22 protein-coding genes are annotated in these 26,709 nt (G+C 51.9%); 9 read left to right on the top strand and 13 right to left on the bottom strand.

The window, feature by feature from the left end; translation table 11 throughout:
• The first annotated feature begins 61 nt into the window (after nt 1-61).
• The 8 genes from OGY72_RS04240 (at nt 62) to aspC (ending at nt 8,922) form a co-directional block, all read left to right on the top strand.
• Complete coding sequence (locus tag OGY72_RS04240) at nt 62-709, top strand: DUF551 domain-containing protein (RefSeq protein ID WP_257661544.1); 648 nt, start codon at nt 62-64, stop codon at nt 707-709.
• 1 nt (nt 710) lies between these two features.
• Nucleotides 711-1,283, top strand: a complete 573-nt coding sequence (locus tag OGY72_RS04235) for a 3'-5' exonuclease (RefSeq protein ID WP_158127441.1) — start codon at nt 711-713, stop codon at nt 1,281-1,283.
• A 38-nt stretch (nt 1,284-1,321) separates the two neighbouring features.
• The gene (locus tag OGY72_RS04230; RefSeq protein ID WP_182318641.1) at nt 1,322-1,570 is read left to right on the top strand and encodes an excisionase family protein; all 249 of its coding nucleotides are present in this window, start codon (nt 1,322-1,324) and stop codon (nt 1,568-1,570) included.
• Nucleotides 1,571-1,614: 44 nt separating this feature from the next.
• Entirely contained in the window at nt 1,615-2,907 is a 1,293-nt protein-coding gene (locus tag OGY72_RS04225) for a tyrosine-type recombinase/integrase (protein ID WP_286546976.1), read from the top strand.
• Nucleotides 2,908-3,101: 194 nt separating this feature from the next.
• Nucleotides 3,102-4,304 carry a nicotinate phosphoribosyltransferase gene (gene pncB / locus OGY72_RS04220; RefSeq protein WP_003836860.1) on the top strand — a complete coding sequence of 401 codons (1,203 nt, stop codon included), beginning with the start codon at nt 3,102-3,104 and terminating at the stop codon, nt 4,302-4,304.
• Between the two features lie 166 nt (nt 4,305-4,470).
• Nucleotides 4,471-5,871, top strand: coding sequence for an asparagine--tRNA ligase (gene asnS, locus OGY72_RS04215; RefSeq protein WP_020996514.1), 1,401 nt, complete (start codon nt 4,471-4,473; stop codon nt 5,869-5,871).
• A gap of 600 nt (nt 5,872-6,471) precedes the next feature.
• On the top strand, nt 6,472-7,548 hold the full coding sequence (gene ompF / locus OGY72_RS04210) for a porin OmpF (RefSeq protein WP_286546973.1): 1,077 nt from the start codon (nt 6,472-6,474) through the stop codon (nt 7,546-7,548).
• A gap of 183 nt (nt 7,549-7,731) precedes the next feature.
• A complete protein-coding gene (gene aspC / locus OGY72_RS04205; protein ID WP_003831950.1) occupies nt 7,732-8,922 on the top strand; it encodes an aspartate transaminase in 1,191 nt (396 codons plus the stop codon).
• A gap of 53 nt (nt 8,923-8,975) precedes the next feature.
• Here the strand turns inward: aspC and OGY72_RS04200 are convergent, their stop codons facing one another.
• The 7 genes from OGY72_RS04200 to cmoM all read right to left on the bottom strand — a co-directional run bounded on the left by OGY72_RS04200 (nt 8,976) and on the right by cmoM (nt 19,660).
• Complete coding sequence (locus OGY72_RS04200; RefSeq protein WP_063940614.1) at nt 8,976-9,623, bottom strand: MBL fold metallo-hydrolase; 648 nt, start codon at nt 9,621-9,623, stop codon at nt 8,976-8,978.
• Between the two features lie 28 nt (nt 9,624-9,651).
• Nucleotides 9,652-10,200: a peptidoglycan L,D-endopeptidase MepK gene (gene mepK, locus OGY72_RS04195; RefSeq protein ID WP_286546970.1), complete on the bottom strand. Its 549-nt coding sequence runs from the start codon at nt 10,198-10,200 to the stop codon at nt 9,652-9,654.
• Nucleotides 10,201-10,377: 177 nt separating this feature from the next.
• Nucleotides 10,378-12,129, bottom strand: coding sequence for a L,D-transpeptidase (ldtD, locus tag OGY72_RS04190; RefSeq protein WP_286546968.1), 1,752 nt, complete (start codon nt 12,127-12,129; stop codon nt 10,378-10,380).
• Nucleotides 12,130-12,396: 267 nt separating this feature from the next.
• Nucleotides 12,397-16,857, bottom strand: a complete 4,461-nt coding sequence (gene mukB / locus OGY72_RS04185) for a chromosome partition protein MukB (protein ID WP_003831942.1) — start codon at nt 16,855-16,857, stop codon at nt 12,397-12,399.
• Nucleotides 16,857-17,561 (bottom strand): chromosome partition protein MukE, encoded by a 705-nt coding sequence (mukE, locus tag OGY72_RS04180; RefSeq protein WP_003035809.1) that lies wholly within the window; start codon nt 17,559-17,561, stop codon nt 16,857-16,859. Before mukE ends, mukB begins: the two co-directional genes overlap by 1 nt.
• Nucleotides 17,542-18,864: a chromosome partition protein MukF gene (gene mukF / locus OGY72_RS04175; RefSeq protein ID WP_003831939.1), complete on the bottom strand. Its 1,323-nt coding sequence runs from the start codon at nt 18,862-18,864 to the stop codon at nt 17,542-17,544. The genes mukE and mukF overlap by 20 nt, the downstream gene beginning before the upstream one ends.
• On the bottom strand, nt 18,857-19,660 hold the full coding sequence (gene cmoM, locus OGY72_RS04170; RefSeq protein WP_003035803.1) for a tRNA uridine 5-oxyacetic acid(34) methyltransferase CmoM: 804 nt from the start codon (nt 19,658-19,660) through the stop codon (nt 18,857-18,859). The genes mukF and cmoM overlap by 8 nt, the downstream gene beginning before the upstream one ends.
• A 135-nt stretch (nt 19,661-19,795) precedes the next feature.
• Here cmoM and elyC point away from each other — a divergent pair, with 135 nt between their 5' ends.
• Entirely contained in the window at nt 19,796-20,560 is a 765-nt protein-coding gene (gene elyC, locus OGY72_RS04165; protein WP_063940617.1) for an envelope biogenesis factor ElyC, read from the top strand.
• 93 nt (nt 20,561-20,653) lie between these two features.
• Here elyC and OGY72_RS04160 read toward each other — a convergent pair whose 3' ends face one another.
• The 6 genes from OGY72_RS04160 to msbA all read right to left on the bottom strand — a co-directional run bounded on the left by OGY72_RS04160 (nt 20,654) and on the right by msbA (nt 26,686).
• Nucleotides 20,654-21,547, bottom strand: a complete 894-nt coding sequence (locus OGY72_RS04160; protein WP_003831934.1) for a YcbJ family phosphotransferase — start codon at nt 21,545-21,547, stop codon at nt 20,654-20,656.
• A gap of 165 nt (nt 21,548-21,712) precedes the next feature.
• Nucleotides 21,713-22,459, bottom strand: a complete 747-nt coding sequence (kdsB, locus tag OGY72_RS04155) for a 3-deoxy-manno-octulosonate cytidylyltransferase (protein ID WP_003831932.1) — start codon at nt 22,457-22,459, stop codon at nt 21,713-21,715.
• Entirely contained in the window at nt 22,456-22,638 is a 183-nt protein-coding gene (ycaR, locus tag OGY72_RS04150) for a protein YcaR (protein WP_003035793.1), read from the bottom strand. The genes kdsB and ycaR overlap by 4 nt, the downstream gene beginning before the upstream one ends.
• A 51-nt stretch (nt 22,639-22,689) precedes the next feature.
• Complete coding sequence (locus tag OGY72_RS04145) at nt 22,690-23,922, bottom strand: winged helix-turn-helix domain-containing protein (protein ID WP_286546960.1); 1,233 nt, start codon at nt 23,920-23,922, stop codon at nt 22,690-22,692.
• A 41-nt stretch (nt 23,923-23,963) separates the two neighbouring features.
• Nucleotides 23,964-24,941 carry a tetraacyldisaccharide 4'-kinase gene (gene lpxK / locus OGY72_RS04140; RefSeq protein WP_191221639.1) on the bottom strand — a complete coding sequence of 326 codons (978 nt, stop codon included), beginning with the start codon at nt 24,939-24,941 and terminating at the stop codon, nt 23,964-23,966.
• On the bottom strand, nt 24,938-26,686 hold the full coding sequence (gene msbA / locus OGY72_RS04135) for a lipid A ABC transporter ATP-binding protein/permease MsbA (RefSeq protein ID WP_003831926.1): 1,749 nt from the start codon (nt 26,684-26,686) through the stop codon (nt 24,938-24,940). The genes lpxK and msbA overlap by 4 nt, the downstream gene beginning before the upstream one ends.
• Nucleotides 26,687-26,709 lie beyond the last annotated feature (23 nt).

Here is a 26,709-nt window from a genome sequence, read left to right as displayed (position 1 = left end):
TCGCCGTGTCGCGGTGCATATTTCGCATCAGTTTTGCAATGGGATTAAGGAGGACTAACCCATGACAACTAACAACCACCCAGCGCACGGTCCTGTATCACTCAATCGCCTGCACCAGATAAGCGAAATACTCAGCAAAGCAGCAGCACAAAGCGACGGCGGGAATCTCGGCTACGCAATGGCTGATGCTGTGAAGGTTATTGATGGGGCTATTGCGGCATTTGGTGCTGAGCCTGCACCAGTAGATATTGAAATGCTGGCCACTGTACTGAGAAACGCTCCGTTAGCGCCGTCAGATAGCCAGGGCAAGCCGAGAGCGCCGGTAGTGCCGGATGAAGATCCGCGAGATGCATTCGAGCGAACATTCAAAATGCCGAAGCATGTCACCCGCTGCGGTACCGGATATGCAGTAACGGCATATTCCGCATGGTTAGCCCATGATTTCGTTAGGATGTGGGAGGGCTGGAACGCCTGCCGCGCCGCCATGCTTCAGGCTGGCAACTCTCCGGTAACTCCGGATGGTTGGATTCCGGTAAGCGAGCGGATGCCTGACAAGCTCATCCCAGTAATGGTCATGTACGCTGATGGTGAAATGTGGTCGGCAATGTGGAGTGGTCAATTCTGGGATGACGGATGCACAATTCCAGATCCCCACGCAATTACGCACTGGCGGGAAATGCCAGCAGCACCTCAGCAGGAGAATGTATAACGTGAACAATTTAATGATCGACCTTGAATCCATGGGCAAAAAACCGAATGCCCCTATCGTCTCCATTGGTGCCGTGTTTTTCGATCCGCAAAGCGGTGAACTGGGTCAGGAGTTTTACAGCGCCGTTAACCTTGAAAGCGCTATGGAGCAGGGAGCGGTGCCAGATGGTGACACTATTCTGTGGTGGTTAAGACAAAGCTCAGAAGCACGATCAGCAATCTGTGTTGATGATGCGATGCCGATATCATCTGCCCTATCTGAACTGAGCCATTTCATTAATCGGCATTCTGATAACCCAAAATATTTAAAAGTTTGGGGCAATGGAGCTACTTTCGACAACGTTATATTGCGCGGCGCATATGAACGCGCCGGCCAGGTTTGCCCGTGGCAATTTTGGAACGATCACGACGTCAGAACCATCGTCACATTAGGCAGAGTTGTGGGTTTCGATCCAAAGCGAGATATGCCATTCGATGGGGTTGCACATAACGCACTGGCCGATGCGCGACATCAGGCAAAATACGTGTCCGCGATCTGGCAGAAATTGATTCCTACCACCAGCAGCGAGCTTTAATTTCCCCTGGGTGCAGCCAGGGTAATGGATAAATAACCATGAGCAATATTTTCCAGTTAGCCCCCAACGAGTGGGTTTGTGAAAGCGTTCTTATCGCGGTTACCGGGCTCAAGCCCGGAACCATCACCCGCGCCAGAAAAGAATCCTGGATGCTGGGCCGCGAGTACCTGCACATTTCACCAGACGGCAATCCCAAGCCTTCTAGCGAATGCATGTACAACAGAAAAGCAGTTGATCAGTGGATCGAAGCTCAGAAAAAAAATCAACCGGGTGCGCATCGGACATGAAAAGAAGTACACTCGCCGGTGCTCCTGGACGTCAGGAGGGAATAATGGCTAATGCATCGTACCCGATAGGCGTCGAAAACCACGGCGGTTCACTCCGCATCTGGTTTCTATATAAAGGCAAAAGAGTCAGGGAAAACCTCGGTGTCCCTGATACTGCAAAGAATCGCAAGATAGCCGGCGAGCTTCGATCTTCTGTTTGTTTTGCGATAAGGATGGGGAATTTTGATTATGCAGAAAAATTCCCAAACTCACCGAATCTTGTCCGGTTCGGTCAGGATAGTAAGGAAATTACTGTGCTGGAACTTGCTGAAAAATGGTCAGAGTTGAAGCGAATGGAAATCAGCTCAAACACCATGAGTCGGTACGAATCCATCATAAAAAACATGCTTCCACGCATTGGCGAAAACAAAATGGTTTCTGCAGTGACCGCCGAGGATTTGCTGTATGTGAGGAAAGAGTTGCTGACAGGTTTTCATGTCATGAAAAAGGATCACCGGACACAGGTTAAAGGCCGGAAGTCATCCACAGTCAATAATTACATGATGCTAATGGCCGAGATCTTCCAGTTCGGAACTGATAACGGTTATGCAAAAGAAAACCCGTTTAGCGGAATTAACCGCCTCAAGAAAGCTAAGGGTGAACCCGATCCACTCACGTCAGACGAGTTCATCAGGTTTATCCAGGCATGCGGCCACCAGCAGATGAGAAATCTCTGGTCACTGGCAGTCTATACCGGAATGAGGCATGGGGAGTTGTGCGGTCTGGCATGGGAAGATATCGATCTCCATGCCGGTACCATTACTGTAAAACGCAACCTTACCCAGACGGATGAGTTCACCCTGCCAAAAACAGACGCAGGCACTGACAGGGTGATTTATCTCATTCAACCAGCTATTGATGCCCTGAGGAATCAGGCCCAGCTTACGCGCCTTGGCCGGCAGTATGAGGTTGAAGTGAAATTGCGGGAATATGGCCAGTCAGTCATACATCCATGCACTTTCGTTTTCAGCCCTCAATGCGTAAAACGTGGACCTCGGACAGGATATCACTACGCGGTTAATTCGATTAATAAAATTTGGGCCCCAATAGTTAAGCGCGCAGGCATTCGTTATCGTAACGCCTACCAATCCAGGCATACGTATGCATGCTGGTCATTGTCAGCCGGGGCAAATCCAAATTTTATTGCAGCTCAGATGGGGCATGCCGATGCCCAGATGGTGTACAAAGTTTACGGTAAATGGATGTCAGAGAAGAGTGCTGAGCAGGTGTCGTTGCTCAACCAAGCGCTTTCGCATTTTGCCCCATCCATGCCCCATGAGCTTTTAGCAGCACAGTAGAATTATTGAAAATCATAATGTTAGTAGCACTATTACTACATTTTCATAACACGTGGCACGAATTGCCCTCGACCAGAAAGAGAGCTTATGGTGTGATCGGGGTTCAATAAATCGCTAAACAGGGTATACTCCAGCGGTTTTCTTAGTTGTTTATTGTACTAAACGCTCCCGTGAGAGGATGCTACTGCGCACCTATGACACAATTCGCTTCTCCTGTTCTGCACTCGCTGCTGGATACAGACGCTTATAAGTTGCATATGCAGCAAGCCGTTTTTCACCACTACTACGATGTACAAGTAGCGGCTGAATTTCGTTGCCGTGGCGATGACCTGCTCGGTATTTATGCCGATTCTATTCGTGAGCAGGTGAATGCTATGCAGCACCTGCGACTGCAGGAGGATGAGTACCAGTGGCTCTCCGGCCTGCCTTTCTTTAAAGCTGATTACCTTACCTGGTTACGTGATTTCCGCTATAACCCGGAACAGGTTTGCGTCACCAATGATAACGGCAAGCTAAACATCCGCTTAACCGGTCCGTGGCGTGAAGTGATCATGTGGGAAGTCCCGCTGTTAGCGGTGATTAGCGAACTGGTACACCGTTACCGTTCACCTGAATCAGGCGTCCCGCAGGCACTCGATGAGCTGGAAAGCAAACTAGTAGAATTCTCTGCTTTAACGAAAGATGTCGATATGTCCCGCTTCCATTTGATGGATTTCGGTACGCGTCGTCGTTTTTCGCGCGAAGTACAGCAGGCTATAGTTAAACGCCTGCAGCAAGAGCCCTGGTTTGTTGGCACCAGTAACTACGATCTGGCCCGCCGCCTGTCATTAACCCCAATGGGTACGCAGGCGCATGAGTGGTTCCAGGCTCATCAGCAAATCAGTCCAGAACTTGCCACCAGCCAGCGCGTAGCCCTGGCAGCCTGGTTAAATGAATACCCTGATCAACTCGGCATTGCATTAACCGATTGCATCACCATGGACGCATTTTTACGCGACTTTGGCGTTGAGTTTGCTACCCGCTATCAGGGTCTACGCCATGACTCAGGCGATCCGGTGGAATGGGGTGAAAAAGCCATCGCCCATTATGAAAAACTGGGGATTGATCCGCTGAGCAAAACGCTGGTCTTCTCAGATAATCTCGATCTGAAAAAAGCGATTGAACTCTACCGCCACTTCTCTTCCCGCGTACAGTTGAGTTTTGGTATTGGGACACGGCTAACATGCGACATTCCGCAGGTTAAGCCACTCAATATTGTGATCAAGCTGGTGGAATGTAACGGCAAACCGGTGGCGAAGTTATCTGACAGCCCGGGTAAAACCATCTGCCACGATAAAGCATTTGTTCGTGCACTGCGCAAAGCCTTCGATCTCCCGCATATCAAAAAAGCCAGTTAAGCCTTCCAGGGAGCCATTTTGGCTCCCTTTTTCGCGTTTATTTCCGAAATCTTTCACTCCAGCTACGAATTCTGCTTGTCTGATTGCAGATGCCAGGTAACATAGGTATCCCCCCATTACGGGTGGACATGTGTTTATATATCCGACTATTAACAGAGAGAATATTATGAGCGTTGTGCCTGTAGCCGACGTACTCCAGGGCCGCGTAGCCGTTGACAGCGAAGTCACCGTGCGCGGATGGGTGCGTACCCGCCGAGATTCAAAAGCTGGCATCTCCTTCCTCGCCGTTTATGACGGTTCCTGCTTTGATCCTGTACAGGCCGTCATCAATAATTCTCTGCCCAATTACAATCAGGACGTACTGCGCCTGACGACGGGTTGTTCAGTTATCGTAACGGGTAAAGTCGTTGCGTCTCCTGGACAAGGACAGAGCTTTGAAATTCAGGCCACTGAGGTTGAAGTAACGGGCTGGGTTGAAGATCCTGACACTTACCCAATGGCAGCTAAGCGTCACAGCATTGAGTATCTGCGTGAAGTGGCGCACATGCGTCCGCGTACCAACATGATTGGTGCGGTAGCGCGTGTACGTCATACGCTGGCGCAGGCTCTGCATCGTTTCTTCCACGAGCAGGGTTTCTTTTGGGTATCGACTCCGTTGATCACCGCTTCCGATACGGAAGGTGCCGGTGAAATGTTCCGTGTTTCTACGCTGGATCTGGAAAACCTGCCGCGTAACGATCAGGGTAAAGTCGATTTCGACAAAGACTTCTTTGGTAAAGAGGCCTTCCTGACCGTTTCCGGTCAGCTGAACGGTGAAACCTACGCCTGCGCCCTGTCTAAAATTTATACTTTTGGCCCGACGTTCCGTGCAGAAAACTCTAACACCAGTCGTCACCTGGCAGAGTTCTGGATGCTGGAACCAGAAGTGGCTTTTGCTGACCTGAACGATGTTGCAGGCCTGGCTGAAGCGATGCTGAAGTACGCGTTTAAAGCCGTACTCGCAGAGCGTGCGGATGATATGAAATTCTTCGCTGAACGTGTCGACAAGGACGCGATTTCACGCCTGGAACGTTTCATTGACGCTGACTTCGCGCAGGTGGATTACACCGACGCGGTAAGCATTCTGGAAAAATGCGGTAAACAGTTCGAAAACCCAGTTTACTGGGGTGTGGATCTGTCTTCTGAGCATGAACGTTACCTTGCTGAAGAGCACTTTAAAGCGCCGGTGGTAGTGAAAAACTACCCGAAAGATATCAAAGCGTTTTATATGCGCCTTAACGAAGACGGTAAAACCGTTGCTGCAATGGACGTACTGGCCCCGGGAATCGGTGAAATCATCGGTGGTTCTCAGCGTGAAGAGCGCCTGGACGTGCTGGATGCCCGTATGCTGGAAATGGGTCTGAACAAAGAGGATTACTGGTGGTATCGCGACCTGCGTCGCTACGGTACCGTTCCGCATTCCGGCTTCGGATTGGGCTTCGAGCGTCTGATCGCTTACGTCACCGGCGTACAGAACGTCCGTGATGTTATTCCGTTCCCGCGTACTCCACGTAACGCCACCTTCTAAACGTGCGTTATTGTTTTGAAGGCCAGCATTGCTGGCCTTTTTTATACCCTTTTCGTGTTATCTGGATACCCATCTCACGTTAAACGCAACCTTTCAATCTCCTCCACCTGTTACGTAATATTTCATCGCAATACATTTGCACAAAAAATAATCAGCAATTTTATTGTGGATTAGCATTTTCTGATTAAATAGTACATTTTACAGCCTCTCGCACGGCACTCCAGACGTCCAAAAATCGTTACCTGTAAAATCCGAACTTTCCGGCAGAACGGAGAAAAAATGACCTTAGCAAAATTAAACATAAGAAAATCATATAAATAGAAATAAAAACGAGAATTTTAAGCGCAGGAGCATCCGAAGTTTGACGCTGTTCACAAAGTTGCACAAAAATAACATTTTGTTACACATTTTTTCTTTTTGAAACCAAATCTTTATATTTGTAGCACTTTGACGGTAGCGAAACGGTAGTTTGAATGGAAAGATGCCTGTCAGACACATAAAGACACCAAACTCTCATCAATAGTTCCGTAAATTTTGATTGACGGAATTTATTGGCGGCAGTGGCAGGTGTCATATAAAAACCGATGAGGGTAATAAATAATGATGAAGCGCAATATTCTGGCAGTGGTTATCCCTGCTCTGCTGGTAGCCGGGGCAGCTAACGCTGCAGAAGTTTATAACAAAGATGGCAACAAAGTAGACGTATACGGTAAAGCCGTTGGTCTGCATTATTTTTCCAAGCACAACGGTGATAACGCCTACGCTGCTAACGGCGATCAGACATATGCCCGTCTTGGTTTCAAAGGGGAAACTCAGATTAACGACCAACTGACCGGTTACGGCCAGTGGGAATACCAGTTCAGCGGCAATAACGCAGAAGGCGGTGACGATGCCCAGAAAGGCAACAAAACCCGTCTGGCGTTTGCTGGTTTGAAATTTGGTGACGCAGGCTCCTTCGATTACGGTCGTAACTACGGCGTTGTATACGATGCTCTGGGTTACACCGATATGCTGCCAGAATTCGGTGGTGATACCGCTGCTTCTGACCAGTTCTTCTCCCAGCGTAACGGCGGTCTCGCAACCTACCGTAACTCTAACTTCTTCGGTCTGGTTGAAGGCCTGAACTTCGCTGTACAGTACCTGGGTAAAAACGAACGCTCTAGCAGCCCAACCCGTTCTAACGGCGACGGCGTTGGCGGTTCCGTAAGCTACGAAATGGATGGCTTCGGTATCGTCGGTGCTTACGGCGCAGCTGACCGTACCAACGCGCAAGAAACGCTGACCTACGGTCGCGGTGCAAAAGCTGAGCAGTGGGCTGCTGGTGTGAAATACGATGCGAACAACATCTACCTGGCGGCGAACTACAGCGAAACCCGTAACGCAACCCGTATCTCTAACGGTTACGCTAACAAAACTGAAGACGTACTGTTGGTTGCTCAGTACCAGTTCGACTTCGGCCTGCGTCCGTCCCTCGCCTATACCAAATCTAAAGGTAAGGACATCGAAGGAATCGGCGACGTAGATCTGGTGAACTACTTCGAAGTAGGTGCGACTTACTACTTCAACAAAAACATGTCCACCTATGTTGATTACATCATCAACCAGATCGATTCTGACAACAAACTGGGCGTAGGCTCTGACGACACCGTTGCAGTGGGTATCGTTTACCAGTTCTAATAGCAGACCTCTTTGTTAAATGCCTAAAAAACAGGACTTCGGTCCTGTTTTTTTATATCTGCTAGCGGATTCTTGCGTCTTAAAAAAACACCTCAGCTTTTCGTCAGTAACGGTTGGCATTTTGTAAATCTACCGTTAACCTGATAGCGGACTTCCCTTCTGTAATCACTATGGAACCTCGTCATGTTTGAGAACATTACTGCCGCTCCTGCCGACCCCATTTTGGGTCTGGCTGATTTGTTTCGTGCCGATGACCGCCCTGGAAAAATAAACCTGGGGATCGGTGTATATAAAGATGAGACAGGCAAAACGCCGGTACTGACCAGCGTTAAAAAAGCCGAGCAATATATACTAGAAAATGAAACCACCAAAAATTACCTTGGCATTGACGGTATTCCAGAGTTTGGTCGCTGCACTCAGGAATTACTGTTTGGTAAAGAAAGTTCGCTGATCAACGATAAGCGTGCACGTACCGCACAAACCCCTGGCGGCACTGGTGCACTGCGTGTGGCAGCTGATTTCCTGGCAAAAAATACGTCGGCTAAACGCGTATGGGTGAGCAATCCAAGCTGGCCGAACCATAAGAGCGTCTTTAACTCTGCAGGCCTGGAAGTTTGTGAATACAACTATTACGATGCAGCAAACCACTCGTTAGATTTTGATGCGCTGCTGGCAAGCCTCAGCGAAGCGCAGGCTGGCGACGTGGTGCTATTCCACGGCTGCTGCCATAACCCTACCGGTATCGATCCTACGCTGGAACAGTGGCAAACGCTGGCTCAGATGTCTGTCGAAAAAGGTTGGTTACCGCTGTTTGACTTCGCATACCAGGGCTTTGCCCGTGGTCTGGAAGAAGATGCAGAAGGTCTGCGCGCATTTGCGGCTCTGCACAAAGAGCTGATCGTTGCCAGCTCCTACTCCAAGAACTTTGGACTGTACAATGAGCGTGTAGGCGCCTGTACGCTGGTTGCTGCGGATGCTGAAACCGTTGACCGTGCGTTCAGCCAGATGAAATCAGCCATTCGCGCTAACTATTCCAACCCACCAGCACACGGTGCATCCGTAGTGGCCACGATTCTGAGCAACGACGCGCTGCGTGCCATCTGGGAACAGGAACTGACTGATATGCGCCAGCGCATTCAGCGCATGCGTTTACTGTTTGTGAATACGTTGCAAGAGAAAGGTGCAAACCGCGATTTCAGCTTTATCATCAAACAGAACGGCATGTTCTCGTTTAGCGGCCTGACCAAAGAGCAGGTTCTGCGTCTGCGTGAAGAGTTTGGTGTCTACGCTGTCGCTTCCGGACGCGTAAACGTGGCAGGAATGACGCCAGACAACATGGCGCCACTGTGCGAAGCGATTGTCGCAGTACTGTAATCTATCGCGCACAAAAAAGGCCGCAATAGCGGCCTTTTTATTTATTAAACGAATTACCAGACAGGCATTTCATCTTGCAGGAACGGGTTATGTAAGCGTTCATTACCCAGCGTAGAGAGTGGGCCGTGACCCGGAATAAACGTTACGTCATCGCCTAACGGCAATAGTTTACGTTTAATCGAATCGATTAGTTGGCTGTGATCACCGCGCGGGAAATCGCTGCGCCCTACGCCACCTTTGAAAATCACGTCACCAGAAATCAGTAACTTTGATTGCTCATCAAAGAAGACCACATGTCCCGGTGTATGACCCGGACAATGCAGAACCTGTAACGTCACGTTGCCAACGCTTATCCGGTCACCTTCATTCAACCAGCGATCGGGCGTCAGCGGCTCACAATCTCCCAGGCCAAACATGCGGCTCTGAGCAGGGAGTCCCTGTAACCAGAACTCATCTTCTTTATCCGGACCAATAACCGGTACACCATAATGTTGTGCCAGTTCAGCCGCCGCTCCAACATGGTCAAGATGACCGTGAGTAAGCAGGATCTGCATTAGCGTCAGACCGCTGGCATCCACTTCCTGTTTGATTTTCTCGGCATCGCCGCCGGGATCGACCAGCGCGGCCAGACGAGTCTGCTCACACCAGATTAGCGAGCAGTTCTGGGCGAATGCAGTGACCGGAATAATACGATAGTTCATACAGCTCCTGTTTCATTAAGCTTATGGATCACCAGTGCCGTGCAGGGCCGGTGTCAATATGCACAAAGTTACTGCTGGGGTAGTATCCTACACCACCTGCGCGCATAGATAACGCAGCTTTGCGAATATTACTTAATGCGATGCCTTCAATATGGAAATCCATGGCCTGACCTTTAGTGTGGTAGCTTTTCTTGGCCACACCGCGGCTACGTGCACGGAGTTCATTATTGGTATCGATAGAGCGATAGCCTGAAATCAGCTGTACGGGTTTACGCGTGCCCAGCAGGCCCTGCAGACGGAAGAGTTGATCAAACAGTCCCGGGTCAATGGATTTCACTTTATTGGCCCGAAAATCACGGAAAAAGTGGTTAAGTTTTGCTAATTCGTCCTGAATATAGCCCCTGCCATCAAAAAACTCTGCTTTTATTGACTCACCGGTATGCAGGTTATTCAGAGTCAATATACGCGGACGTGGGGTAGAGAGTATTGCAAACGCAGGCGTAGGCAAGATGGCAGCGCCGAGGGCAATACCACCAAGCGCCAGCAGTTTGCGGCGATTAGCGTCAAATTTGTCCATGGTATTAAGGTCTACAAGGTCAATGTTATCGTATGTATGCTCTAGCGCACGCGGGAAACCTTATCTGGCTAAGTAGTCCACGTCAAGGCTCCCAACCCCAGGAAATACGGGGCTCACAGCCATTTTGCCCCGTTTCCAGCATAACTTACGACAATCATTTTCCTCGAACTGCTTCATTTATCTGATTAATTGCTCGGCTTTTGACACAATTTGTGCGCTGGATCGCGCTGTCAGATCGTAATTGTAAATATCTGTACGATACTGCGTGCGCCCATCAGGGCCGACAAATGCGGTCAGATAGTAGAGGTTGACCGGGATATTCTGGCGAATATTCACGTACCGCGTATCCCCTTGCTTCAGTGCATCCGAGATGCGCGTATCATTCCAGCCCGCATCCTGTAGCAGCATATTTGCCAGCTCAGAGGCCTTATTCACCCGCACGCAGCCGGAGCTTAATGCCCGCGTATCCTTCTGGAACAGATTGTGGTTCGGCGTGTCGTGCAGATAAATAGCGTCCGAACTCGGCATATTGAATTTATAGCGTCCGAGCGAGTTACGTGCACCCGGAGCCTGCTGAAAGCGGAACGGCAGATTGGACGCAGTGATGGTCGCCCAGTCAACCTGCCACGGATCTATCGTCTCTTTACTGTTCCAGCCGCGCATCACGGTATAACCGTGACGCTCAAGATACCCCGGATCATTCCATAACTTAGGCAGAATATCTTTACGTGCCAGCGTCGGCGGAACGTTCCACGGTGGGTTAACGACCACGTTATTCAGCGCACTGCTCATCATTGGCGTTTTACGATCGGGGCGCCCGACAATAACGCGCGAGGCCAGCACCTGATTGCCATTCTGATAATAAACCAGCGAATAGGCAGGAATGTTCACCATGATACCGGTAGACAGCTCACTCGGCAGCAGGCGCAAGCGCTGAATATTTAACGCTAGCACGCCCGCACGCTGAGCAGGCGTCACGTTCAGCCAGTCACGTGTGGCTGGGCCAATCGCGCCATCTGCGCCAAGTCCCTGCCACGTCTGAAAACGCTTTACCGCATCAACCAATTCACGATCGTAGGTACCACGCCCTTCTTTGCCAGACGTACTGACGGCAGGCTCCAGCATCCCGGTTCGACGCAAAATTTCACGCAGCGCGGGGATGTCATTACTCCACTCCCCCGGACGCAGCGTTGCTGTACTGGTGAGTTGCGGCCAGGGACGTGAATCGCCCACCAGCTTGAGCAGTGATTCATGCATGGCTGCATACTGCGGATGTTGAGGCGAAAGGCTGGCCACAAATGAAGTCAGTTGACCGTTATCCAGTGCGACCTGCCACTGGTTGATGACGGAAATCGGCGGCGTCGTTAGCGCATAGGGCTTATCGCTGTAAAGCCAGCGATTACCTTTGACAGGGATGTTAGCGATAAAGTGCAAATACCCCATCATCGCATCAGAGAGCACGACGTCTCTCGCCTGACCGGTTACTGCCGGGTCAGTCAGAAGTGCAACCCAGGTAGTGAACTGCGGCTGAAAGCCGGCAATTGCGATCTCGGCTAACTGTTGCTGAAATGCCTTTACCGCATCACGATTTTCCCACATCGGCTTCATTTCGCGTGCGGCATACAGCAGTTCCAACTGGCTCATGTAAACCGGCGTATAACCTGCTGGCAGTTGAGAGTGTATTTCGGCGCGGGCTTTATCGACAGACACGCCTTCTGGCAGCGGTTGAATACCCGCCATGATAGCCGTCGCAGAAGATTGAACCTGCGGCTGCGATAACGCTGTTGGCTGTTCACTGACGGTCGCAGAGCTATCGCCAGGGATCATTTCAGGCTCATCGGCCTGCGCATTGAACAGTGGAGCGAATGTTACGGCCAGGCACAAACTGATTGCCGACAGCCGACGACCACACATTTTATTAAGCAACATCCCTTGCCCCCTGTTTTCTTTATCATACTCTGAATAGCCAGGCCGTCTGTATTCCCCTTTATTTTGACGAGGGTCGGACCTGTAAAACGCCAATACAAACTGAAGTATGACGAGCAAGCCTGTGACGCGTTAGGCTCACCTTTAGTATATAAACATCAAAAACTTTTTGCCTAACCTAATGTAAAGAAGTCTAAAGAAATTACACCAGGCATGAAGTCTTTTCGGAAAAAGATAAGGCGGCCATGTAGCCGCCTTTTTACTTATTACTTAGCTTGCCTGCGAGGAGGCATCTTCAGTCCCCGGCAGCGGTTCCGGTAACTGAGGCGCAAATCCGCGCAGCCCCACCACGTGAACGTGTTCAGTGTTCTGGAAGACTTTACGCACCAGTTTGTAGGTGGTGCCTTTCTCTGGGCTGATGTTTTCCGGCGCAGCGATAATCAGCTGCATCTGCAAACGCTCACACAGCTCAAACAAGGTCGCAATTGAACGCGCATCGAGTCGTGCTGCTTCATCAAGGAACAGCAGGCGGCAAGGAGAGATATCTTTCCCGCGCAATCTGCGACCTTCATCTTCCCAGCTTTGTACAACCATCACCAGAATAGACATCCCGGTCCCGATCGCTTCCCCCGTTGACAGCGCGCCAGATTCAGCTCGCAGCCAGCCGTCAGAGCCACGGTTAACCTCAACTTCCATTTCCAGATAGTTACGATAATCCAGCAGCTCTTCACCAATGGTTTGCGGCGTACGTTGCCCCATGTCTATCTGCGGATTCAGACGCTGATACAGCTTCGCCAGCGCTTCTGAGAAGGTCAGGCGATTGCTGTTAAACAGATCCTGATGCTGTTCATGCTGCTCTGAAAGTACGTCCAGCAAAGTAGCATGTGTTTCACGCACATTGACGTTCAGGCGAACGCTGTTGACCTGGCCAAACGACACGCTTTGCAGCCCCTGGTTCAGCATGCGAATACGGTTCTGTTCACGCTGAATAGTCTTACGAATAATGTTCGCCACGCTGCGTGAGCTGATCGCCAGCTTCTGTTCGCGTGAGGTTAACTCTTCCGTCAGACGGCTCAGCTCAATCTCCATCTGTTCAATGGCTTCAACCGGATCGTCGGTACGAATAATATCCTGGCGAATACGTTCGCGCAGATGCTGGTAAACCGCGACGAAGAACTGAATTTTACGCTCTGGACGTTTTGGATCTTCAGACAGACGCAACACATCGCGCAGGTGCTCGTTATCTGCAACCGCCAGACGTAGCGCACCGAGCGCCTTATCCGACATCGAACGCAGTTCGTCACCGGAAAGATAGGCCAACTCGCGACGGTGCAGACGACGTTCCACACCGTTATCTTTCACCATCCGCATGACTGCACACCAGCCGGCTTTAGCGGTGACTACTTGCTCGCGCATTTCATGATAATCACGTTCCAGCTTGCGCAGTCTGCGGGTCAGGTTTTCCATCTCCGCTTCGCAGAAGGTCAGCGCTTTCTCAAGTTGGTTGCGGCGTGCACGGTTGTTGCTGAGCTGCGCATGCAGTTCGTCACGACGGATACGCGCGCGCTCTTCGGCACCGCTGTCCGCACGAACGCCAATATCCTGCAGTTCACGTTGTAAATCGTTCAGCAGCTCTTTTTTGGTGTCATAAGAGCTTTTTAGCGATGCCATGACCTGGTTGTACTGGCTTAACTGTGCAGCATGACTGCGCAGCGCTTCACGAGCGCGGGTACGTTCGGCTTCCGCCTGTTCCAGGCGTTCACGCAATTTTTCGTTCAGATCGCTGTTGCCGCTGAGCATTTCGGCTGAGTCGGAATAACTAAAGTGCGCCCGGCGCTGTACAACTTCGGTCAGCGCAAAAGCCTGCTGACGTGCGTCGCGCTGCATCTGCTGCGAATACGCATAGTCTTCCTTCAGCTGTTCAAACTGCTCAGGGTCATTTTGCAGAACCGAAACGATAGGTTCCAGTTTCGCCAACTGATTGCCATGTTGCTGTACAAAACGCGCGGCTTCCTGAGCTTCATCCAGACGCTCGCGAATTTCGTCAACGCGATCGGCCAGCGTATCATCTGCCAGCAGATTCAAGCGCGGCAGCAGGCGGTTCAGCGCAGAGACGCCCTCTTTCGCCTGTTCAAACTGCATACGGCTTTGCTGGTTATCATTTTCATGATTGGTCAGCGCACGTTCCAGTTCAACGCGACGGCTATTCAGCTGGCGAATTTCCGCTTCTGGATCGGCTTCAAACGCCACCGACAGATGGCTGCCGATAAAGCGACTGAACGCCTGATGCAGACGTTGGGTTTTCTGGACGTCAAAGGAGAGCGTGGCGAAACGTTCAGACAGCCCTTCACGCTCGGCATGCAGGGTTTCGATACGGCTTTCACGTGCTGCACGCCCAAAAATAGGCACCGTAGGGAAGCGGGAATAACGCCACTGACGCTCGGCGGTTTTCACCACCACCGCATTTTCCAGCTCATCAACGCTGAAGACGCTGTCATCAAACGACTGCGGATCCCCTTCGATGAAATAGAGATCTTCCGGGCAATCCGTCAGCCCTTCAAGCTGTTCGGTAATCAGCGACAGATCCGGTACCACGATGGCATGGCGCGAAGGACCGTACAGCGCAGAGAAGTACGGTGCATCTTCAAGGCTAACGTCATCATAAATTTCTGACAGCAGCACGCCGCCAAAGCGTTCCGCTAGCGCGTTCAGACGCTGATCTTCCGCCCCGCCCGGCTGACTTAAACGTTCAATCTCTTCATCAACCGCATTTTTACGTGCACCGACTTCATCACGCTCAACAATGGCCTCACGCTCGCGCTCCAGCAATTGTTGCAGATACTCGGTCACATCCTGGCTGGAGGTAAACTCTTCGCCACACTGCTCGCTAAGCTGGTTCAGGCTATTTTGCGCAGCCAGCCAGACGGGTGCCCGTTTCATCAAATGCTGAATACGGGATTGTAGCTGTTCCTGCTCCTGACGCAGCGTCATACGCTGTTCGCTGGCAGACGAGACGCTGTCCGACAAGGCGGCGATGCGCGCTTCCAGCTCCTGGTGCAGTGCTTCCAGCTCCTCGATATCGAACTGTTTACCCTGTCGCTTGCAGAATTCGGCCAGCAGACGCTCGGCGTCCTGCTGTTCGCGCAGACGCTGCTCCAGTTCGCTCAGTCGCATACGCAACGGCTGAACCTGTTCTGCCAGGTGGCGCTGTTCCACGCCTTCGCGCAGCAGTTCACGCGCCACGCTCCAGGCTTCACCGCGCGCCAGCGGGCCGTTGATAGCCGCCACCAGCTGATAAGCCTGTTCGAACTGGCTATGCGCGGTTTGCGCCACGCTCATTTTTTGTTCTAGCGTCAGCAGCTTTTCAGTGGCTTCCTGCTCTTTGGCCTGGAAAGTCTCCAGCCATTCGGCGGCGCTGTCGGCTGTCAGGTCCGGTAAGTGGCAGAGCTCTTTCGCCCGGTTTAGGGCCTGGATCGCCTGGGTATACTGGATGGCTCGCGTCTGCTGGACGTCCAGCGCTTGCTGGTAATCGGCAAGCTGGCTTTTCAGCTCATCCACTTCCAGCTCAGCGGCTTCCGCACGGGCTTCGTTTTCATCCTGGCGGTCAACGGCTTCCGCGACCACCTCGTTTTGTTCTTCCAGACGGACCTGCAGTTCTTCGAGATCCGCCTCATAGCGTTCAATTTTTTCCTGTTGACGCAGCGCGGTTTGCACCAGATTCAGGTGATCGCTCGCGGCCTGGTAATCAGCTTCCAGATCGCCTTCCGCACCGTTGTGCTCACCCAATTCACGTGCCATATCCACGTGTTTGTACTGCTCTGCCGCCAGCTGCTTGCGCGAGGTATACAGTTCACGACGATATTCCAGTGCTTTATCCAGATGGATACGACGTTCATTGGCGTGGCGCATATAATCTGCGGCCACATAGTTGGTCGCTTCACTGATTAAATGCTTAAACAGGTCGCGGTCAGACTGGGTTACGCGAATCGCTTCCAGCGTCATACGGTTTTCACGCAGCGCGGCTTCCATATCCTGGAACGCTTTACGTACGCCGCTGTTTTCCGGCAGCAGGTAGTCACGCAGTGAACGGGTAATGGCGCTGGAGATCCCACCGTACAGCGAGGCTTCAATCAGACGGTAGAATTTACTACGATCGGACGCGGAGCGCAGACGACGGGCAATGATGCCCAGATCGAACATCAACGAGTGATAATCGGTTATTGAGTTGAACTGCTTAAACTGCACGCCTTCCATCTCATCAAGCTTCTCTTTCAGCTCAGGTAGAGACAGTACGCGCGCCTGGCGTTCGTTCAGCGTTTCCGTCACCAGTTGGGTTGGCTGTACCGACATCGGCAGCCCCTGAATGGCAAACGGTTTGATATCCACTTTGCGATCGCGACCAGCAACCTGTTGCAGACGCACACCCACGACCACGCGCTGATGACGCGAGTTGAGGACGTCGAGCATTGAATAACAAACCCCTGCTTTCAGCTTACCGTGCAGGCCTTTATCACGTGAACCGCTGGTTGCACCGGCTTCGGTGGTGTTACGGAAATGCAGCAGGGTTAAGTCCGGAATGAGCGCCGTAACAAATGCTGCCATGGTGGTGGATTTACCCGCACCGTTACCACCGGACAGCGTGGTGACCAGCTCATCGAGATCAAACGTACGGGCAAAAAAACCATTCCAGTTAATCAGCGTAAGTGAGCGAAATTTACCGCGTTCAATCATTATTCTTCTTCTCCACTGTCCGGCTGATTCTCTTCGGGCTCATCGTTAAGCTGCAGACGGTTCTCGACCGCCATCGCTTCACCATCACGAATTAAGCGACGCTGTGCTTCACGCGGATCGTCGCCGCTACGCACATCCGCGCCAAAGCGGAAGACAGATTCCGTAATACGGAATTTGCTGCTGTCGTGGCCCAGAAACCACACCATGCCTAAGCGGCGCAAGCGGTTGAGCGAAGAACGCACTTTTTCCTGTAGCTTCTGGCGGTCAACGTCAGAACCGGTTGAACGGTTGTTCACCAGCTTCAGTAACTTCGCTTCGTCTGCCAGCGTTAGCAGCTCGTCGTACAGCTCTTGCTGGGTAAAAATCCCTTCGTTCGCCAGGCGTTCCGGGCTGAGATAGAGATAGCAAAGAATTTTACCCACCATCATGTCCAGTTCAGACAGGACCGAACGCGGAATGAGCGTCGTTGAACGCGGACGAAGGTAGAAGAACCCTTCCGGCGCACGGATCAATTCCACGTTATAGCGGCTGTAAAACTCTTCAAAATATTCCTGAAAATCCATCAGGAAGGCATGATTATCCAGTTCATCCAGACCGATATGGCGGCCCGAACGTAAGGCGCTATCCAGCGCCGGAAATAACGGATTCGCCAGCGCCTGCGCCAGCTTTACCGGCATCACTTGTTCAATATTTGTCAATGACATGCGCCTGTACCTTGGCTCCGTAATCATTAATCGGCTGCCATTTGGCTGGCAGTCCGGTGAAGTCTGCTTGCGCTACGCCAAGGCGTACCGCCTGATCGATAACAATACGCGCGACGTCGAAATGACGCGCACGTGGGTATTGCGCCAGATACTCGCGCACTACCAAACCGAGATCCAGTGGTGTTTGTCTGGATTTGTAGATAGCCAGCTGTTCTTCGATGATCGCCGCCAGCTGCTCACGGATCTCGTTAAATTCTTCATATTCCAGATCTTCCGGAAGTTCACCGGTGACCTCTTCGTCACGCAGCACCATCTCCTCGTCACGCATATCCAGCAGACGATCGGCGTTGGCATAGGTCAGCGCCCATGGGTCGTCAAAGTAGGTCTGCACGGACTGACGCAGACGCTGGGCGAAGACGCGGTTTTTATCCATATCGATCGCGGTACGGATAAATTTATGAACGTGACGATCGTAGCCGATCCACAAGTCAATGGACTGCTGACCCCAGCTAATAATGCGGTCGAGCTTGCTTTGTAAATCAAACACCAGCCGATCGACAAAATGCAAATCGTCATGCGTCATCGTGGCGTCCTGGATGCGTAACAGGTTAGCCTGCAGCTTATCCCCTGCCGCTTCCAGCGTATCTTGCAGCTCACGCAGCGTACCAGATGTTTCTGACAGCAGCATTTCACAGCTGGAAATCGCCGCCCGCCAGTCTTTGTTCAACAACTGTGCGATGTCGTCTTTTACCTGCTGCTGCTGTTCATCCATGATGCGCTGGGTCAGATCGATACTGTCGAAAATCTCCGCCACCGAGTATTTTAATGGCGCATAGACGTTGCGATGCCAGTGGAACTCATCGCCACCTTCCGCTGCCGCATCCGCCGCGCGCTTCAGTTCGCCTGCAACAATCGACAGTTGCATCGAAAGACGCAGCGTAGAGAATTCGCGCTGACGAATATAGTAATCTGTGATGCCAATCCCGAGCGGCGTTAAACGGTAAATGGCGTTGCCTTCAGCCTGCTCGCTGGTAAAGCGGTTCAGCAGACGTTGACGCACCATATCGTTGATCGCGTTGTTGGCGCGGACGCCGATGGTTTCGCTGGTTTGCTCAAACGCATCACTCACATGGCGGAACGCATCCACCAGTTCACCTTCACTCATCTCACCGTCAAGTCGCTCACCGTTCAATGTGGCGACCGCCAGCAGGAACGAAAGTCTGTCTACCGGCAGAGAGATGGAGAAGTCATTTTTTCTGGCCCAGGCAACCAGTTCGGGGACTGTCTGGGAAAATTCACTCATAGGTTATCCTTGCATCTGCGGCTCGGGCCGGACGTTTAATCGCGGTGACATGAATATAGCGCCCAAGGCTGATATACGGTTCCTGGCGGCAATAACGTGTTTCTATTTCTGTTAAAGCATCAAAACAGTCATGCTGTTTTTGTTTATCACGCAGATAATCATGAAACACCCTCACGCCCGTTTTTCCGGTTATCTCCCAGCCAATCTCCTCCAGCCAGCCATAGACCTGCTGAGGGTCGCGCGGAAAATCGGGAGACAACGTGCGCCGTTTCTTTTTATACATTCCCTGCTGTACATAGCCGAAATTACCGACCAACACATTACGCATCAACAGACCGTTTGCATTGTAGAACATCAGCGATAAAGCACCGCCCGGGCGTAACATCGACCACAATGTTTTTAAGACGGCTTGCGGATCGGCCACCCATTCCAGCACAGCATGAAACAATATCAGATCAACCTGAGAATCCAAATGCTGTGGGATGTCCTGAGCGGCACAATGTATAAAATGCATGTTGTCGCTCACACCTTGCTCTTCTGCCGCCCGTTGCGCTCGCGCCACCATCTCAGCAGAAAGATCGCACAAGGTGACGTGATGGCCCCGCTGCGCCATCAGAATGGCTGTCTGCCCTTCTCCGCCACCCGCATCAAGCACACGCAAAGTTTGGCCCGCATAGTCGGCAAGAAGTTTGTCCAGATCCTGCCAGAGGATCGTCTGACGAAGCTGACCTTTGGTGGTGCCGTAAATGTTACGGGAAAACTTCTCTGCAATGTCATCAAAATTGCGATCCCGCATCGGGCTCTCCACATGCTGGCTTTAGGGTGACTAAGTAAAACCGCTATTTTGTCACACCCACGCCGAGAATGAACCTTCCTGGTGTAATATCCCTGCTGATCCCCTGCTGTATGGTTAAAAAAGGAACCAAAAAGGATGCTTTTTACGCTGAAGAAAGTGATTGGCGGTATGATGCTGCCACTTCCGCTAATGCTCATTATCATGGGTATAGGCCTGGCGCTGCTCTGGTTTAGCCGCTTTCAAAAAACAGGGAAAATGTGCATTAGCCTGAGTTGGCTGGCACTGTTACTTCTAAGCTTGCAGCCCGTCGCCGACAGTCTGCTGAAACCGATTGAGGATAGCTATCCAACCTGGCAGGATACACAAAAAGTGGAATACATTGTGGTGCTGGGCGGAGGGTATACCTGGAATCCTCAGTGGGCGCCAAGTTCAAACCTGATCAGCAACAGTCTTCCGCGTCTGAATGAAGGTATTCGCCTTTGGCGTGCTAACCCGGGATCGAAGCTTATCTTTACCGGTGCTGCGGCAAAGAGCAATAACGTCAGTACTGCAGAAGCGGGCGCCCGCGTAGCACAGTCACTGGGTGTGCCGCCCGGTGATATCATCACGCTGGATAAACCCAAAGACACCGAAGAAGAAGCCGCAGCGGTGAAGCAGGCCATCGGCAGCGCGCCGTTCCTGCTGGTGACCTCCGCATCGCACTTACCACGAGCAATGATTTTCTTCCAACAGGCCGGACTACATCCGTTGCCCGCACCAGCCAACCAGTTAGCAATTGACTCACCGCTTAATCCGTGGGAGCGAGCGATCCCCTCTCCCGTCTGGTTGATGCATAGCGATCGTGTTGGTTACGAAACGTTGGGGCGAATCTGGCAGTGGCTAAAGGGATCGGAACATTGACAGTAATGTTGCCTGATGGCGACACTAACGCGTCTTATCAGGCCTACGTGTTCAGCGCAGAATTGTAGGCCGGATAAGGCGTTCACATGTTCATCAGGCGAGCCACGGCAGCAGTGATTTCGTGGCCAGGTCAAAGTTAGATCGATTAAAACGTCCGGTGTTGACCAGTTGCGCCACCTCATCCCATAACACATACAGCCAGCGCCGCCAGATGAAGGACTCAGCCACTGGCGCGCGTTGCAGGTATTGCCAAAGCAGGCTTTCCGCCAGCGCGTTATCCATTAAACGGAACAATTCATACTCTCTGGGTGCCCACAGCATCAAACCCGGTCCGACCATCGCCAGAAGCTGATCGCTACGGGCGTCTTTGAGCATGCTACGTAAACTAAAATTACCGTGGATTAGCACGCAGTTATCATTGAATCCTTCAAATAAAGCGGGCAAACACTCACGGGTGCGAAACAGGATCCGCTTATCCTGCATCGTCAGCCCGGTATTGTTGAACTGATTTAACGTGGTCCACAACACTTCAACACGTTGGCGATACCAGGATGGCCAGATATTCTCTTGCGTGTTATCCACCATTCCCACACAGCCACGGCTATCCTGTCGATGCCATGACAGCAGACCTTCTACGATCTGATCTTTTAAATGTTCCCAGCGTTCGGGCGTTCGGGCTGGCGCTTCCACCGGCACGCCACGTAAACGCTCAAGCAGTAACACATCAGGACCGGGATGCTCTTCGTGGGTTAAGACCCCGTAAATGACGGGCATACGCACCGTACCGCTGCGCGCCAACATGGAGGTTTTCCAAGCCAGCTGCTGCGCCATACCTGGCGTGGTGAAACTTCTCGCCATCAGCGGCATCGGATTTCCCTGGCTGTCGTACAGTGACCACAGGGCCGTATCCACTTTTTCATTCACGCATTCTATGCGACTGAGTTTTTCGCCCAGCAGGTGGCTGAGTTCGGCACGCAACTGTTCCATTTCAGATTGCCCTCATAAATGCTACTGCTTTCATAATGAGCGTCGTGCAGACAGATGTCACCCGGATGAGATCAATTGATGAAAAGAAAAGTGGAGGGAAAGCGCAACGATACGACACTCCTCCCAAAAATACGCCTCAATATGGGGGGAGTGCCGTGAGAAAAACTAATGCATTTCGGCGCGAACGCGCTCAAGATCTTCGGCAGTGTCTACGCCGGTACCCGGGACTTCTTTTGCGACGGCAACGTGAATTTTTTCGCCGTACCACAGCACTCGCAGCTGCTCCAGCATTTCGATATGCTCAAGCGGGCTTGGCTGCCAGTTAACATAGCGGCGAATAAAACCAGCGCGATAGCCGTAAATGCCCAGATGGCGCAGGAAGGTGTCCCCCACCGTTTCCAGACTTTTGGCGAAACGATCGCGATCCCATGGGATGGTCGCGCGTGAAAAATAGAGCGCATAACCTTCGGCATCTAAAACGACTTTTACCGCATTCGGATTAAATGCCTCTTCCGCACTGTGAATCGGAGCCGCAAGAGTCGCCATACCGACCTGACGCTGTGCCAGATTCTCAGCCACCTGGCGAATAATGACCGCCGGAATCATCGGCTCATCACCCTGTACGTTCACAATAACGGTATCGTCGCTAAAACCACATTTCTCGACGACTTCTGCCAGACGCTCAGTACCGGACTGGTGATCGGCGCGGGTCATGCACACTTCCCCCCCCACCGCTTCTACCGCGCGAGCGACATCCTCGTGATCGGTGGCCACGATGATACGTTCAGCGCCAGATTCACGCGCACGCTCCAGTACATGCACGATCATCGGCTTACCGTTGATATCCAGCAACGGCTTACCCGGCAGACGTGTGGACGCATAACGCGCAGGAATAATGACCACAAAACTCATGATTTACTCTCATCAGCAGTCAGAACACGGGCTTCGGTTTCCAGTAAAACGGGAATGCCATCACGCAGTGGGAAAGCAAGGTTATCCAATTTACAAATCAGTTCCTGTTTTTCCTGGTTAAACCAGAGTTTGCCATTGCATACCGGGCAGGCAATGATTTCAAGCAGACGATGATCCATAGTTCCTCCAGATGGACCGGATTGTGAATCCGTAAATATTAACATAATCGTTTAAAGGGCTGGGTCTATTTCCCAACCATGGCGAGCATCAGCAAATAAACCTTCCGGATAACGTCCCAGCGTTACGCGTGTTGCCTGCTGCCAGCGGGCAAAATCGTCAATCGCCTGGAACAATCCTTTTTGCAACGTCACTCCAGGCTTAACCCCATCCTGTAACCACAGCGAAATCACGTCCAGCACGCCCGTTTTACGGTGCATTTTGGCATCCATTCGCCCAACCAACTGCCCGCGGTGCAGCAACGGCAAGACGAAATAACCGTACTGACGTTTTGGTGCTGGCGTGTAACACTCCAGCCGGTAGCTAAAATCGAATAGCTGCTCTGCCCGTTTACGATCCCAGACCACCGGATCAAAAGGCGATAATACTGCGCTGTGGGTCGCCGTTAATTTACCCACCAGCGCCTGTTCGAGTAGCGGCTGAAGGTGGCTATGCAGCCACAAGGCTCCCAGCCCCTCAACGTCGACAGGAATAATCTGTTGCTGTTCCGCCCGTTCGTTGCACCAGTTTTTTAGCGCCGGGCGCTTCAGGCGGTAGTAGTCTGCCAGCCACTGTTCGCGGAAAATCCCCAGGCTGCGGGCGCTGTTATCCAGCATGACGCTTTCAGCATCTTCCTGCGAAAGTGGGTCGCGTTCATCGTCCCAGTGCGGCATGACGCGATGGGTTAAATCATACACTCGCTGGAAATTACGCCGTTCAACGACCATCACTTTCCCGGCAGTGAACAACCCTTCAAGATGACGCTTCTGCGGTTTCCATTCCCACCAGCCGCTGGTCCCTTTGCGTGGATGCTCAAAATCAGCTGAGCGTACCGGCCCATTATGCTGGATGTGCTGGAGCAGTTGCTCAATCTCATGCGCATGTTCTTTCATCCACGCCACTTTATATTTCCAGCCCATATTCTCCGGGGCCAGCATGCGGTGACGTATCAGCATAAAATCGCTGCGCGGCAAAAAACAGGCCTCGTGCGCCCAGTATTCCATCAGTTCGCCCTGCTGTAACGAGTCGTCCAGCCATTGGGGGGAATAATCGCCTAAACGACTAAACAGCACCAGGTAAGGGCTGCGCGCCACAATATTGATGGTGTCGATTTGCAGTAACGACATGCGCGAAATGGTCGCGAGAATATCTGCCGGGGTTGCCCGGCGGCGTGTTTTTTTCAGCAGACCTTGAGCAGCAAGGTGAAGATGACGGGCATCCATCAGAGAAAGGCGCGGCAACGACATTTATGGCCTCATAAATGATTCGCTGCCGCAGCGTGAATCAGTTAGCGAGTCAGCGAGATTAAGCTATTCAGCAATACATCAGGCCGATCGCCTGACAAATGTGCATCAACAGGTAAATACCACCAGTTTTCATCGGCAAATGCCCGGCACTTAACCGCATCTTTTTCCGTCATTACCAGCGTTTGCCCGGCGTCTACAAACGCACTGACGTCACTGTAGGTCAGAGACTGATGGTCTGCCAGCGCTATAGTTTTTTGCACGCTGGCACCACATGCTTTCAGCGTGGCAAAAAAACGCGGTGGATGACCAATGCCCGCCATGGCGACAATATTGGACAATTGCGCCACATCACGGCGTTCACCGGTACGTAAATTAACGGCCAGCCCCGGTTCAAGTCGCATAGGGATTTCCCCTGGCTGCGCAACGCCACCGTTAACAATAGTCGCATCCACCGATTTAAGGCGACCTGCACGTTCCCGCATTGGACCAGCGGGAAGCCACCAACCGTTGCCAAACCGACGTTCGCCGTCAATGACCACGATTTCAACATCTCGCGCCAGACGATAGTGCTGTAGTCCATCGTCCGTCACAATAATCTGCACATCGTGTTGGGCCAAAATGGCTTTTACCGCATCCGATCTTACCGGGGATACCGCTACCGGCACGCCGGTACGTTGGGCGATCAGCACAGGTTCATCGCCCGCTTCTGCGGTAGTAGTATCAGCGGTTAGCAACAGCGGGTAAGCAGTCGCTTTCCCACCATAACCACGCGACACCACACCCACGCGGATCCCGCGTTGTCGCAGTTGTTCAACCAACCAAATCACCACCGGCGTTTTACCGTTTCCGCCCGCGGTAAGGTTTCCGACCACCACAACCGGGACTGGCGCGCGCCATGCGCGTTTAAGCCCCAACTTGTAGCATAAGCGGATCGCGCCACTCACCAGGCCATACAGCCAGGAGAGTGGAAGTAACAATCGCCACAGCGGAGATTCACCAGACCAGATACGTGCGATCATTGACCAAATTGCATTTTGTGTAATTGTGCATACACCCCGCGCTGCTCAATCAGCTCGCTATGGGTCCCGCGTTCGACAATCAGACCATCCTCCACCACGATGATTTCGTCGGCTTGTTCAATGGTTGAAAGACGGTGAGCAATGACCAGAGAAGTACGGTTTTTCTGTAGCTCATCCAGCGCAGACTGAATCGCGCGTTCAGATTCAGTATCAAGAGCCGATGTTGCTTCATCAAGGATCAGTATTGGGCTGTCACGCAACAAGGCACGGGCAATAGCGATACGCTGACGTTGTCCGCCGGAAAGCAGGACGCCGTTTTCACCAATCACCGTATCCAGGCCATTGTCCATCTTGTTGATGAAATCCATAGCGTAGGCCATCTGTGCCGCTTTTTCGATCTGCTCACGGCTGTACATATCGGTACGCGCGTAGGCGATATTGTTGGCAACCGTATCGTTAAACAAGTGCACATTCTGCGAAACCAACGCAACCTGATCGCGCAGTGATGCCAGGGTATATTCGCGCAGATCGTGTCCGTCCATCAGAATCTGCCCTTCATCAACATCGTAGAAGCGCGTAATCAGGCTGGCGAGAGTGGATTTCCCTGAGCCCGAACGGCCAACCAGAGCAACGGTTTTACCCGCTGGAATATTCAGGTTGATGTTACGCAGAGCCGGTACTTCACGTCCCGGATAAGTGAAAGTCACGTTGCGGAACTCGAGATCGCCGGTAGCACGATCGATCACACGTTTACCTTCATCTTTCTCCTGTTCGCTATCCAGAATCGTAAATAAGGTCTGGCATGCCGCCATACCGCGCTGGAACTGCGCGTTGACGTTGGTCAGAGATTTCAACGGACGCATTAATGCGATCATTGAGGAGAAGACAACCGTAATTGTACCTGCTGTCAGGTTTTCCATTACGCTTGGGAAGCTGGCCGCATACAACACGAAGGCCAGTGCCAAAGACGCAATCAGCTGGATGATAGGGTCGGAGATAGAAGAAGCAGAAACCATCTTCATGCCCTGCAAACGCATCTTGTTGCTGACATTATCAAAGCGCTTGGTTTCAACTTCCTGACCACCAAAAATCAGAACTTCTTTATGGCCTTTCAGCATCTGCTCCGCACTGGTCGTAACCTGCCCCATAGTGTTTTGCATGTTTTTACTGATGCTACGAAAGCGCTTGGAAACCACACGGATTGCCACTGACACAATTGGCGCCAGTACAATCAGGATCAGCGACAGCTGCCAGCTGTAATAGAACATCATGATAAACAGGCCAATGATTGAGGCCCCTTCACGTACCACGGTGATCAGCGCGCCGGAAGACGATGACGCAACCTGTTCTGAATCATAGGTAATACGTGATAACAATGTCCCTGTAGACTGTTTATCAAAAAAGGAGACGGGCATGCCCATCATATGACCAAACAGGCGGCGGCGCATGGTCATGACCACTTTGCCTGACACCCATGAGATACAGTAGCTGGAGACATAGCTGGTTAAGCCACGAACTATCATCAGCCCAATGACCACCAGCGGCATCCACAGCAGCACCGAGCGATCCGTTTTACCAAAACCATCATCCAGTAATGGTTTAAGGAGCGATAACATGAAGGTATCGCTGGCCGCGTTAAGGACTAACGCTATACCCGCCACGATCAGACCCGATTTAAAAGGCGCTATGGTTGGCCATAGTCGGCGAAACGTCTGCCACGTAGAGAGATCTTTATCGTTATGCATTCAAAAAACCAGCATTTGTTAGA

This window comes from Citrobacter sp. Cpo221 (genome assembly GCF_030332345.1).
GTDB classification, from domain to species: Bacteria; Pseudomonadota; Gammaproteobacteria; order Enterobacterales; family Enterobacteriaceae; genus Citrobacter; species Citrobacter portucalensis.
Note: the sequence above shows the minus strand (reverse complement) of the source record. Positions and strands in the feature narration are given on the sequence as shown.